The 11462-nt window shown below is 72.0% G+C and carries 8 protein-coding genes and 2 pseudogenes; 5 read left to right on the forward strand and 5 right to left on the reverse strand.

Annotated features, from left to right (window positions below; all coding sequences use genetic code 11):
• The first annotated feature begins 92 nt into the window (after window positions 1–92).
• Window positions 93–1075 (forward strand): annotated as a pseudogene (locus tag BHU15_RS15590) (ATP-binding cassette domain-containing protein).
• A 248-nt stretch (window positions 1076–1323) separates the two neighbouring features.
• Here the strand turns inward: BHU15_RS15590 and BHU15_RS38280 are convergent.
• Together BHU15_RS38280 and BHU15_RS15595 are read right to left on the reverse strand one after the other, a co-directional pair.
• Window positions 1324–1860: pseudogene (locus BHU15_RS38280) on the reverse strand (AfsR/SARP family transcriptional regulator); the annotation flags it as partial.
• Window positions 1861–2029: 169 nt separating this feature from the next.
• The gene (locus BHU15_RS15595) at window positions 2030–2875 is read right to left on the reverse strand and encodes an alpha/beta fold hydrolase (RefSeq protein ID WP_069627765.1); all 846 of its coding nucleotides are present in this window, start codon (window positions 2873–2875) and stop codon (window positions 2030–2032) included.
• 118 nt (window positions 2876–2993) lie between these two features.
• Between BHU15_RS15595 and BHU15_RS15600 the strand changes: the two genes are divergently transcribed.
• From BHU15_RS15600 to BHU15_RS15615, 4 genes are all read left to right on the forward strand, one after another.
• The gene (locus BHU15_RS15600; protein ID WP_135064332.1) at window positions 2994–4175 is read left to right on the forward strand and encodes a hypothetical protein; all 1182 of its coding nucleotides are present in this window, start codon (window positions 2994–2996) and stop codon (window positions 4173–4175) included.
• 104 nt (window positions 4176–4279) lie between these two features.
• Window positions 4280–5215 carry a LysR family transcriptional regulator gene (locus tag BHU15_RS15605; RefSeq protein ID WP_069627749.1) on the forward strand — a complete coding sequence of 312 codons (936 nt, stop codon included), beginning with the start codon at window positions 4280–4282 and terminating at the stop codon, window positions 5213–5215.
• 213 nt (window positions 5216–5428) lie between these two features.
• On the forward strand, window positions 5429–6592 hold the full coding sequence (locus BHU15_RS15610) for an NAD-dependent formate dehydrogenase (RefSeq protein ID WP_069627750.1): 1164 nt from the start codon (window positions 5429–5431) through the stop codon (window positions 6590–6592).
• A gap of 46 nt (window positions 6593–6638) precedes the next feature.
• On the forward strand, window positions 6639–7229 hold the full coding sequence (locus tag BHU15_RS15615) for a hypothetical protein (protein ID WP_255293120.1): 591 nt from the start codon (window positions 6639–6641) through the stop codon (window positions 7227–7229).
• A gap of 9 nt (window positions 7230–7238) precedes the next feature.
• On the opposite strand, the gene BHU15_RS15620 is transcribed toward BHU15_RS15615, so the two are convergent.
• The 3 genes from BHU15_RS15620 to BHU15_RS15630 all read right to left on the reverse strand — a co-directional run bounded on the left by BHU15_RS15620 (window position 7239) and on the right by BHU15_RS15630 (window position 11455).
• Window positions 7239–9077, reverse strand: a complete 1839-nt coding sequence (locus tag BHU15_RS15620; RefSeq protein ID WP_069627751.1) for a leucine-rich repeat domain-containing protein — start codon at window positions 9075–9077, stop codon at window positions 7239–7241.
• A 49-nt stretch (window positions 9078–9126) separates the two neighbouring features.
• A complete protein-coding gene (locus BHU15_RS15625) occupies window positions 9127–10866 on the reverse strand; it encodes an asparagine synthetase B family protein (RefSeq protein WP_069627752.1) in 1740 nt (579 codons plus the stop codon).
• 70 nt (window positions 10867–10936) lie between these two features.
• Entirely contained in the window at window positions 10937–11455 is a 519-nt protein-coding gene (locus BHU15_RS15630; RefSeq protein WP_247748414.1) for a hypothetical protein, read from the reverse strand.
• Window positions 11456–11462: the final 7 nt, after the last annotated feature.

The following is an 11462-nucleotide window of genomic DNA, read 5'->3' on the forward strand; positions in this document are numbered from 1 at the left end:
TGTCAGCGCCCTGCCCGTCCCCTGTCAGCGCCTCTCGGCATCGTCGTGTTCATCGAGAACGAGCAAGGAACACGAACACGAAGGAGACGCGGATGTCGTACGCGATCAGGGCCGAGGGGCTCGTCAAGCGGTACGGGGACATGGTCGCCCTGGACGGGGTCGACCTCGAAGTGCCCGCCGGGAAGGTCATCGGGGTCCTCGGGCCCAACGGGGCCGGGAAGACCACCACCGTACGGATCCTGGCCACGCTCCTGCGGCCCGACGGCGGGCACGCCAGTGTCGGTGGGTACGACGTCGTCAAGGACCAGGTGCGGGTACGGGGCTGATCGGGCTCACCGGGCAGTACGCCTCCGTGGACGAGGACCTGTCCGGTGCCGAGAACCTGGTGCTCCTCGGGCGGCTGCTGGACCTGTCCAGGCGCGAAGCCCGGGCGCGGGCCCGCGAGTTGCTGGAGCGGTTCGAGTTGACCGAGGCCGCCGAGCGGCCGATCAGCACCTTCTCCGGGGGCATGCGCCGCCGGCTCGACCTGGCCGCCAGTCTCGTCGGCCGGCCGCAGGTGCTGTATCTGGACGAGCCGACCACCGGGCTCGATCCGCACGCCAGGCAAGAGGTCTGGGAGGTGGTGCGACGGCTGGTGGCGGACGGGGTCACCGTGCTGCTCACCACGCAGTATCTGGAGGAGGCCGACCAACTGGCCGACAGCATCACCGTGTTCGACCACGGGCGGGTCGTCGCCGAGGGGCGGCCCGACGAGTTGAAGCGGCGGGTCGGCGGCCAGACGCTCCAGGTGCGGCCGACGCTGCTCACCGACGGGGACGAAGTGCGCCGGATCCTGGGCGAGTTGACGGGCTTCGCCCCCTCGCACGACCGGAACACCGGTCTGCTCACCGCGCCGGCCGACGACCCGATGCTGATCTCCGCGCTGGTCAGGCGGTTGGACGGGGCGGGGATCACCGCCGACGAGCTGGGGATGCGCCTGCCCAGCCTGGACGAGGTCTTCCTGGCGCTCACCGGACAGTCAGCGGTCCCCGAGGAGTCCTCGTCGGACACCCTCGCCGAGAGGAGCACGGCATGAGCACGAACATGAACCCCAGCCCGAACCTGGACATCGCCCCGCTGCGTATCGGGCCCGGCAAGGCCGCCCGCCACGGGCTCTCCCTCACCTGGCGCGGCATCGTCAAGATCCGTAAGTCCCCCGCCCAGCTCATCGACGTCATCCTCACGCCGATCGTCTTCCTCCTGATGTTCGTCTATCTCTTCGGCGGCGCGCGTCTCCTCGTACACCGCGAGCGCCTCGGACTGCCGCCCGGCCGCCGCCAGCGCGCGCATACGGAGCCCGGTGAGCCGCTCGCTCAGGGGGCGCTCCGCGCCCGCCGTCTCCAGGTCGGCCAGCACCTCGGCGTACCGGCCGAGCCGCAGCTCCGCGTCGAATCGGTCCTCCGCCGCCGTGTCCCGTATCTCTTCCAGCCGCGCGGCTGCGGCAGGGGCGAAGGGAGCGTCCCGTACGTCGGCGAGCGCCGCACCGTCGCCCCGGCCGGGCCACAGACCCAGCGCCGTACCGAGCATGGTGGCCGCCTCTTCGAGCCGGCCCGCCGCCAGGTCACGCCGGCCCCGGGCGGCCAGGACCTCGAACCGGTACGCGTCCACGTCATCGGCCCGCACCGACAGCCGGTACCCACCCGCCACGGAGTCGATCGGTCCCCCGCCGTCCGCGCGCCGCAGGGCCTTCCGCAGCCGGGACACCAGCGCCTGAACCGCGTTGGCCGCCTCGGCGGGCGGCTCCTCGCCCCACAGGCCGTCGACGAGCGCGTGCACGGACACCGGGCGGCCCGCATCGAGCGCGAGCCTGGCCAGCAGCATGCGCAGCCGGACGCCGCCCACGTCGATCGGCGTCGCGTCGTCGGTACGGGCTCGCACCGGCCCCAGCAGAAAGATCCTCACAGCACCATCAGCCTCCCCGAGCCCACCCCCCTCGGTGCGACCCACCGTGCTACCTCACCACACGCCCCACACGAGCACACGTCCCGTGTCACGGCCGCCCGGCCGGCACCTCCCGCAGCACCTGCCGCAGCAGCAGGCCGAACTCGTCCGGCCACTTCGCGTAGCCGACGTGCCCGCCGGGGAACATCACCACTTCCTTGCCGAGCCGTTCGGCGATCACCGCGGCCGGGCGGTGCACGTCGTGCGTACGCGAGTCCGCCCCGCCGGCCACCACGATGCGCCCGGCCAGCGGGGCGAGCGCGGCGAAGTCGGGTGCGAAGCGCGTGAACGGCCGCAGCACATGGGCGAGGAAGAAGTCCGTGTTGTCGTTCGCCTCGGGCAGCACCGGCGCGGGACGGCCGCCGAATACCGCGCTGAACTGCTCCATCGCCGCCGGGATCCCCTCGCGGCGGTACGTGGCGTGAACGGCGTCGATGAAGGCCAACTGCTCGACGCCGTCCGGCAGCAGACCGAACGCGGGCGGCTCGTGCACGACCAGCCCGGCGATCCGGTCGGGTCGCCGGGCGGCCAGCCCCAGCGCGAGCTGGAGCCCGATGAGCCCGCCCGAGCAGCTGCCGAAGACCTGGACCGGTTCGTCGGGGGCGGCCACCAGATCGAGCAGCCGTTCGGCGTCGTCGGCGTGGGTCTCGATGCGCTGGTCGACCGGCGGGCCGTCGAGCGGGCTGCGGGAGTTGCCGCGCGGGTCGAAGGTGAGGACGCGGTGGTCGACGGCGAAGTGGGCGGCGAGCCGCTCGAAGATGGCGGCGTCGGAGTTCCCGCCGCCCATCAGCAGCAGGAGCGGCCCGCCGCCCCGTACCTCGTAGTGCAGGACCGCGCCTGGCACCGCCAGCGAGCCCACCTCGGTGGCGGTCTCGGCCTCGGTCGGGGTGTTCATGGTGTCCATGGCGCTCCAGAGCGGAATCGACGCGGCTTCGATAAGTGATTATTCACTCACCCACAGTAGCCACATCCGGTAGGGTGCGCACCGAACCGTTCCCCCGGGGGTGGCCGACATGGCAGACAACACCGGCGGCGCGACCGGACCGCGCCTCCTGCTGAACTCCCAGCCCTTCGGCTTCGGGCCACCCGCCGCGACGGCGGTCCTCGCCCACGAACTGGCCCCGTACTGCGCCGAGTTGGCGTACTTCGGCGGCGGGCACACGCTCGACCTCCAGCACCGGCCGCCGTATCACGCGGTGTACGGGACCACCGGCCTGAGCGACGAAGAACGGCTCGCGTATCTGCGGGAGTTGGCGCCCCGGTACGACCTGTTCGTCACGGCGATGGACTTCGCCGAGGCCGAACTGGCCCGCCGCGCCGGGCTGAACGTGGCGGTGTACGACGCGCTCACCTGGTTCTGGCCGGAGATCCCGGCGGTCGCCCGGGACGCCGCGCTGTACATCGCGCAGGACTTCTTCGGTGTCCGGGAGCGGATCGCGGCGGACGCGGCGCTTCGCCGCAACGCGGTGATCGTGCCGCCGATCGTCCCGCTCCTGCCGTCCCGACAGGTCTGGCACCCGGAACACCCGGAGCCCGGCCGGGGTCGGCACGTCCTGCTCAACCTGGGCGGTCTCCAGAACCCGTACTGGCAGCCGTCCGACGCCGCCGGGTACGCGCGGCTGATGCTGGACGCCGTACGGGCCGCACAGCCCGCCGGCCGGCCGGTCGTCGTCACCACGAGCCGCGCCGTCGCCGAAGCCCTCGGCGACCCCACCGTCCGGACCGACGACCGCGACACGGTGCTTGACCTGATGAGCGGCGCCGCGTACGCCTGTATGACCCCGGGTCTCGGCAACATCTACGACGCGGCGGCGACCGGCGTACCGACCCTGTGGCTCCCGTCCGCCAACGAGACCCACCTCCTCCAGGCCCGCCTCCTCACCGAACACGGCTTCTGCGACGCCCGGGTGGACTGGCAGGACGTCGGCGGCCCGGCCGACTACGACGTACCGTGTCCGGCCGGCCCGGAAGCACTCACGAAGGCGATGGTCCGCGTCGTACGCCGGCTCTCCGGCGAGCCCGGTCCGCGCGACCGGCTGGCCGAGCACGTGGCCAAGTCGACGGCCGGACTCGGCCTCGTACCCGGCAGGGCTCGGGCACTGACGGAGCGGTTCGGTCACGGCGGTATGCGCGAGGCGGCGGCGGAGCTGGTGCGCCGGGCCGGGGACGGCCCGGCCGATCGGCTTTCCGTCTGAACGGCCTTCTCGCCTCAGCCGCCCCGGCCCGACCCGTATCGCAACCGCTCTCCCGTGCGTGAGGATGGCCGGGACCGGCCGAGTGCGGAGGGGAGCGGGTCGTCGTGCTGTTGCGGCAGCTGGAGTATCTGGTCGCGCTCGCCCGCGAGCAGCACTTCGCGCGCGCCGCCGACGCCTGCTTCGTCTCCCAGCCCTCGCTCTCCGCCGCGATACGCAAGCTGGAGCACGAACTGGGCGTGCCCATCGTGCGACGCGGACGGCGCTTCGAGGGGCTGACCCCCGAGGGCGAGCGGGTACTGCTCTGGGCGCACCGGATCCTCGCCGAACGCGACGCGCTGCACCACGAGCTGTCGGTGATGCGCGGCGGCCTCACCGGCACGCTGCGCCTCGGCGCCATCCCCACCGCCCTGACCGCCGCGTCCCTCCTGACCACACCGTTCTGCGAGCAACACCCCCTGGTCCGGGTCTCGTTGGAGACGCTGTCGTCGCGGGACATCACGCGCCGGCTGACCTCCTTCGAGCTGGACATCGCGCTCACCTATCTGGACGACGAGAGCCTGCGCCAGGTCCGCAGAACGCCGCTGTACGAGGAGCGGTATCTGCTCCTCACGCCCCACGACAGCCCGCTCGCCGCGCAGCGTTCGGTGCGCTGGGCCGAGGTCGCGGGTCTGGCGCTGTGCCTGCTGTCGCCGCAGATGCGCAACCGCCGCATCATGGACGAGTACTTCGCCGCCGAAGGCGCGAGTGTCACCCCGGCCATCGAGACCGACACCGTCGCGGGGCTCTACACGCACATGGCGTCCGGCCGGTGGTCGAGCGTCATCTCGCACGCCTGGCTGCACATGTTCGGCGTCCCCGCGTCGATGCGCGTGGTCCCGCTGGTGCACCCCACGCACGGCCCGCGCGTGGGCCTGGTCATCGCCGACCGCAGCCCCGAACCGGTGCTGGCGAAGGCGCTGTTGGAGACCGCGCGACGGGTGAGCGTACGGGAAGTGCTCAACGACCTGCTCGACACGGCGCTCGCGCCGACCGAGGCGTGAGCGACCGAGGCACAGGCGCCCGACGCGTAGGCGCCCGACGCGTAGGCGCCCGACGCGTAGGCGCCCGACGCGCCTTGAAGGACGGCGCCCGCCGATAGCCGGTGCCTATCCCGGCATAGAAAAGTTCGCTTTGCCAGCTCCACCGCCCAGGACCCACCGTAAAGGGCACCTTCCGAAGCACTCCCGCAGCAACGGACGAGGAGCCGCAACGTCATGGCCAAGATCCTGTGTGTGCTGTACGACGACCCGACCGACGGCCAGCCCACCACCTATGCCCGCGACGACCTGCCGGTCATCGACCAGTACCCGGGCGGCCAGAGCACCCCCACCCCCGAGGGCACCGACTTCACCCCCGGTCATCTGCTGGGCAGCGTCTCCGGTGAACTCGGCCTGCGCTCCTTCCTGGAGAGCCGCGGCCACACCCTCGTCGTCACGTCCGACAAGGAAGGCGCGGGATCGGTCTTCGACCGTGAGCTGGTCGACGCGGACATCGTCATCTCGCAGCCGTTCTGGCCGGCCTATCTGACGGCGGAGCGCATCGCCACCGCCAAGAACCTGAAGCTCGCCGTCACCGCCGGCATCGGCTCCGACCATGTCGACCTGGACGCCGCCATCTCGCACGGCGTCACCGTCGCCGAGGTGACGTACTGCAACAGCATCAGCGTCGCCGAGCACGTGGTGATGACCATCCTCGGCCTCGTACGCAACTTCATCCCCTCGCACCAGATCGTGCTCGACGGCGGCTGGAACATCGCGGACGCCGTCAAGCGCTCGTACGACCTGGAGGGCATGCAGGTCGGTACGGTCGCGGCCGGCCGCATCGGGCTCGCCGTCCTGCGCCGGCTCGCCCCGTTCGACGTGGGCCTGCACTACACCGACCGCCACCGGCTGCCGGAGGCCGTCGAGCAGGAGCTGAACCTCGTCTGGCACGAGTCGACCGCCGCCATGGTGCCGCACGTCGACGTCGTCACCATCAACGCGCCGCTGCACCCCGAGACCGAGGGCCTGTTCGACGACAAGCTCATCGGCACCATGAAGCGGGGCGCGTACCTCATCAACACCGCGCGCGCGAAGATCGTCGACCGCGACGCCGTGGACCGCGCGCTGCGCAGCGGTCAGCTGGCGGGGTACGGCGGCGACGTCTGGTACCCGCAGCCGGCGCCGGCCGATCACCCGTGGCGGACCATGCCGCACCAGGCGATGACGCCGCACATCTCGGGCTCGTCGCTCTCGGCGCAGGCGCGGTACGCGGCCGGTACGCGGGAGATCCTGGAGTCGTACTTCGCCGGGAACCCGATCCGGGACGAGTACCTGATCGTGGAGGGCGGGGCGCTCGCGGGCACGGGAGCGCACTCGTACTCCACGAAGGAGTCGTGACCCCCTGACGGGATCCCGTTCCCCGCGATGTGCGATCGTGCGCGCCATGACGGCGTTCGAGGAGCACATGCGGCGGGCGGGTGAGCGGGCGCTGGAGGCGCTTCCGGCTCCGCTCAGGTCCGAGATCTATCTGATCTCGTTCCGGATCTGGCGGCACGACTCGTGCGACTACCGCCACCCGTACCTCGCGATCGGTTACAACACCGAGAGCGAGGTACGGCGCGTGGTGGCCGAGGGCGGTGATCCCGGCGAGGTCCGGTGGAGCTACGCGTACTGGCTGCTGGACGAGACGACGGGCATCGTGGGCCACGGCCCGGACCCGGCGGACGATCCGGCGGGGGCGGCGCTGCATCTGGCCGAGATCAGGGAATTGGGGCTCTGGTACGACGACGAGGCGGACGAGGACACGCAGGACCGGCGGGACGAGCTGCTGACGGCGCACTTCGACGACGCCTGCGTCGACGTCGCCCGCCACCTGCACACGAGCGGCGCACTCACCAGGATCCTCGGCCGCCCCGTACCGGTCCTGCCGTTCGACATGTACCGGGCCGGGTACGAGCCGGAGCTGGCCGAGGCCGCGAATCCACCGGAGGTGGTGGCGGACTACCTCGCCTGGGCGCGGGCGCAGGAAGAGTGAACGACGGCCTCAGCGCGCGAACGGGCTCACCCCGCGCGCCCGCAACTCGGCCTTGACCCGGGCCCCGTCGGGGACGGGCTTCAGGACGTAGTCGCTCAGAGCGGCGTTCGTGAGCCCGCCGATCTCCAACAGCGGTGCGAACGTGGCCAGTTCGTGGGTCGAGGAGAAGCTGAAGTCCACCGTGGTCAGAGCGGGCAGCCCGGCCAGCGCGGAGATGTCGAGCAGTCCGAGCGAGTAGGCCTTGACCGACTCGATCGACGTGCTGCCGGTGAGGAAGTCGAAGTCCGGCCACGGCTGATACCGGTACTCAAGCTCGCGCAGCGCCGTCATCGCGCCCATCGGCGGCGGCTTCAACCGGTCGCACGACTCGATCTTGACCTTCCGGAGGGTGGGCGAGCCGGCCAGGGCGTCCAGGGACTCCAGTTGCCGTACGCCCTCCAGTCGCAGCTCCTCCAGCGGGGCCCGGCCGGCCAGCCCGTCCGCGTCGTGGAGGATGTCGCACCCGAAGATCTGCACGCGCCGCAGCTCCGGCAGCTCGCCGACCCGGCCGAGACCGGCGAGCGAGGGACAGTGCCGTACGTCGAGAGTGCGCAGGTCGGGCAGTTCCGGCGCGCCGTCCAGCGTACGCAGGGTCCGGAACCGGTCGATCAACAGCACGCGCAGACCGGGCAGTTCGGGCAGGAACCCGAGGTCGGATCCGCCGTCGACGTTCGTCAGGAACAGCCGGCGGGGTGCGGGGGCGCCGGCCAGTGACGAGAAGTCGGACAGCGCCGTGCAGTCCCGTACGCGCAGCAGGTCAAGACCGGTCAGTGTCTCGACCCCGGCGACGGAGGTGAGCCGTTCGCAGTCGGCGAGTTCCAGGGTCTGGAGTCCGGGCAGGCCCGCTATCGCCCGCAGGTCCTGGAGCTCGGCGCATTCGGTGAGCACCAGCTCGGTGACGTCCGGGTGGTGGCCGAGGCCGTCCAGCGACCGCAGTCGGCGGACCTTGTCCATCCGCAGCACGCGCAGGCCGGGCATGGCGCCGATGCCCTTGAGGGTGGTGAGGTGGGCGCAACTGGTGAGGTCCAGTTCGGTGACCGCGCCGACGTCCATCAGCGCGGACAGGTCCTTGATCCCCGTCCACCCCAGGTCGAGCGTGGTGAGCCGGCGCAGCCCGCTGAGGGGATGGATGTCCCGCAGCCCCCGGCAGCCCTGAAGGCTGAGGACTTCCAGACCGGGCAGCGCGGCCCCAAGCCCGGCGACGGACGCGACGCCGGTCATGCTGAGATCGAGCCGCCGCAGCGCGCGCAGCTTGAGCAGCGGGCCGATGTCCTTGACCTTGCGGCAGCGGTGCAGCCGCAGGCTCTCCAGACCGGTGAGCCCGGCGAGCGGCGCGAGATCGTCGAGGCCCGAACAGCCGCCGAGATCAAGGCTGACGAGCTGATCGAAGCCGGCGATCGGCGCGAGATCGGTGAGCCCGGTGCACCGGTCGAGGTGGAGCGTACGCAGGAGGGGCCCGAGATGCCGCAACCCCTCGGGAACGGCCTTGCTCACCTTGAGATCGGTGCGCTTCTCCCGTACGTAGGCGGGCACGAGCAGCAACTCGGCGAACCGGTCGGGATCCGCGACCTTGCCCCACATCTTCAGCAGCACGTCGCTGCCCGGCTGCCCGACCGCGGCGAACCGGGCGGCGAGCGCGACGGCCTCTCCGGGCTCGACCTCCGGGGCGCCGTCGGCCCGGACGAGCAGTTCACGGACGACCTTGCGGGCCTGGGGCGCCTTCACGGTGGCCAGCAGTGCGCGCAGGGCGTCGAGTTCGGCGAGGCCGTCGGAGGCGCGACCGGGGCTGTCGGGCTGAGGGGTGGTCATGCCACCGCAGGATAGGCGCGCCGTCGCGTCGGCCGGCCCGGGGCCCGGATCAGGCCCCGACCTCGAACGAACGCAGCCACAGCTCCAGCGTGAGCACCAGCCACAACTTGCCTCCCTGGCGCGGCAGCAGCGTGCCCTCCCGCCGCAGCCACGAGCGGATCGTGTCCTGGCGGAACAGGCCACGGGCGCGCGCCGAACCGCCGAGCAGCAGATCGTGGCCCAGCTCGCGCAGGGGGCCGTCCAGCCACTGCTGGACCGGCACCCGCATCCCGCTCTTGGGGCGGTCCACGATCGTCGCGGGCAGCAGGTCCCGTACCGCCTCCTTGAGGATCCACTTCTCGCTCGTGCCGGCGAGCTTCAGCCGGGGCGGCACCCGGAACGCGTGGTCGACCACCGCGCGGTCGAACAGCGGTGCCCGGCCCTCCAGCCCCTGGGACGCGGTGATGCGCTCCACCTTGGTGAGGATGTGGTGGGCGCCCTTGGTCCGCAGGTTGGTGTGCAGCAACTGGTTGAGCAGGCTGGTCATCTGACCCTGTGCCAGATAGGGCGTCAGCAGATCCGTGACGGGTGGCGCGTCCGCCAGCTCGGCCAGCACTCCGGGTGTCAGCAGCACCGGCAGGTCGCCGTGGCACTTCCGGTACGAGTCGACGTAGGCACGCGCCCGGGAGTCGACGCCCGCCTCGTCGCGGTGCAGCTCGTGTATGAGCATCGGCAGGTTCTTGGGGCCGCCGAACACCGGGTCGCCGCCCTCGCCGTTGAGCACCACGCTCATCCCGTCCGCCGCGACCGCCTCGGCGAGCATCAGGTTGGGCACGGTGAGCGGGTCGCCGACCGGGCTGTCCAGCAGCGCGACGGTCTCCGGCAGCCGTGCTGCGACGGCCGCGCCGGGGACGGTCAGGACCTGGTGCTCGGTGTGGCAGTGGGTGGCGACCAGCCCGGAGTAGGCGAGTTCGTTCGGGGCGTCGTCGCCGAAGCTGATGGAGTACGACCTGACGGCCTGGTCGTGCAGCTTGGCGGCGAGCGCGGTCACCAGGCTGCTGTCCACACCACCGGAGAGCAGGACACCGACCGGTTCGGCGGCGGGCAGCCGGCGCGCGGTGGCGGACTCCAGCAACTCGCGCAGCTCGCGGGCGTGTTCGGCCGCCGGTCGCTCGTCGGCGACCTCGGCCGGCTCCCAGTACGTCTCTTCCACCGACGTGCCGTCGGGCTTCAGCCGTACGCACCGGCCCGGCAGCACCTCGTGGATCCCGCGCAACAGGGTCTCCCTGCCCGGGAGATAGGCGAAGGTGAGGAACGAGCGGACGGCCGGCAGATGCAGGCCGGTGTCCAGCGCGGGCCAGCGCTGAAGTGCCCGCAGGGACGTGGAGGCCGCCCAGGCCGCCCCCTCTCCCGTACCGGCGAGGGCGTGGAAGAGGGTCCGGGCGCCCATGTGGTCCCGTACGAGGACGAGTTCGTCCCGCTCGGCGATGGCGAGCGCGAACATCCCGTCGGCGGCGGCCAGTCCCGCCGCGCCGAATCTGACGTACGCGCGCAGGAGCAGTTCACCGTCCGAGCAGTCACCCGGCGCCCCGTCCGCGCCGAGCCGGGAGCGGAGTTCGGGCGCGTTGTGGAGCGTGACCTCGCCGATCGCGTACACGTCGCCCACCCGGTACGGACCCGTCGCCGCGCCTGGCCCGTCGAGCAGGCCGAGCGCGTGCCGGCCCTCCCGCGTCCGGACGGGGCGGCCATCCATGGCGGCCACCTGCCCGACCGGGTCGTCGGCGGTCAGTGACGCACACCAGCGGGACATCGCGTCCTCTTTCTCTTCTCTCTTCCCGGCTCCCGGCTCCCGGCTCCCAGGTGGTGGACAACGCCCCGGCTCAGCCGAAGTCGTCGTCGCTGTCGCCGGAACCGTCGCCCCAGTCCCCGTAACCACCGTCGCCGCCGCCGGCGTCGCCACCGCCGCCCGAGGCGCTCGCCTCGGCCTGCCGGCGCAACTCCTCCTCCTCTTCCGGGGAGAGGAAGGTGGGCGGCATGGTCAGGGCCGCTCCGACGAGCGCACCGGCGGTCACCGCGCCCAGGACGGTGCCCAGCCGGCCGCCGAACGACGTCCGGTTCACCGTCAGCACCCCGTCGCTCCACAGCGTCCGGCCGTAACCGGCCTCCCTGCCGTAGACGGCCGGGCGCCCGTCCCCGTACACACGCTTGACGATCCGCTGTCCGAGCAGTTCGTCGGTGCCCACGAGCCCGCGGTCGTCCCGCCATGTCACGACGCGACCGCCCGCCCCGCCGCCCGTGCCGCGCCACTCCTGGCGGCCGTCCGAGTAGCGCCGGTGGACGGTGCGGTCGGCGAGCAGTTCGTCGGTGTAGGTGATCTCCCGCCTCTGCGGCTGCGGCACTGCGGTT

This window comes from Streptomyces niveus (assembly GCF_001723055.1).
GTDB classification, from domain to species: domain Bacteria; phylum Actinomycetota; class Actinomycetes; order Streptomycetales; family Streptomycetaceae; genus Streptomyces; species Streptomyces niveus.

Bases quoted from the DNA above. Each gene is read 5' to 3' on its own strand.
- BHU15_RS15595 (WP_069627765.1), bottom strand. From the start codon at position 2,875: ATGAACACCCCGACCGAGGCCGAGACCGCCACCGAGGTGGGCTCGCTG.
- BHU15_RS15600 (WP_135064332.1), top strand. From the start codon at position 2,994: ATGGCAGACAACACCGGCGGCGCGACCGGACCGCGCCTCCTGCTGAAC.
- BHU15_RS15610 (WP_069627750.1), top strand. From the start codon at position 5,429: ATGGCCAAGATCCTGTGTGTGCTGTACGACGACCCGACCGACGGCCAG.
- BHU15_RS15615 (WP_255293120.1), top strand. From the start codon at position 6,639: ATGACGGCGTTCGAGGAGCACATGCGGCGGGCGGGTGAGCGGGCGCTG.
- BHU15_RS15620 (WP_069627751.1), bottom strand. From the start codon at position 9,077: ATGACCACCCCTCAGCCCGACAGCCCCGGTCGCGCCTCCGACGGCCTC.
- BHU15_RS15625 (WP_069627752.1), bottom strand. From the start codon at position 10,866: ATGTCCCGCTGGTGTGCGTCACTGACCGCCGACGACCCGGTCGGGCAG.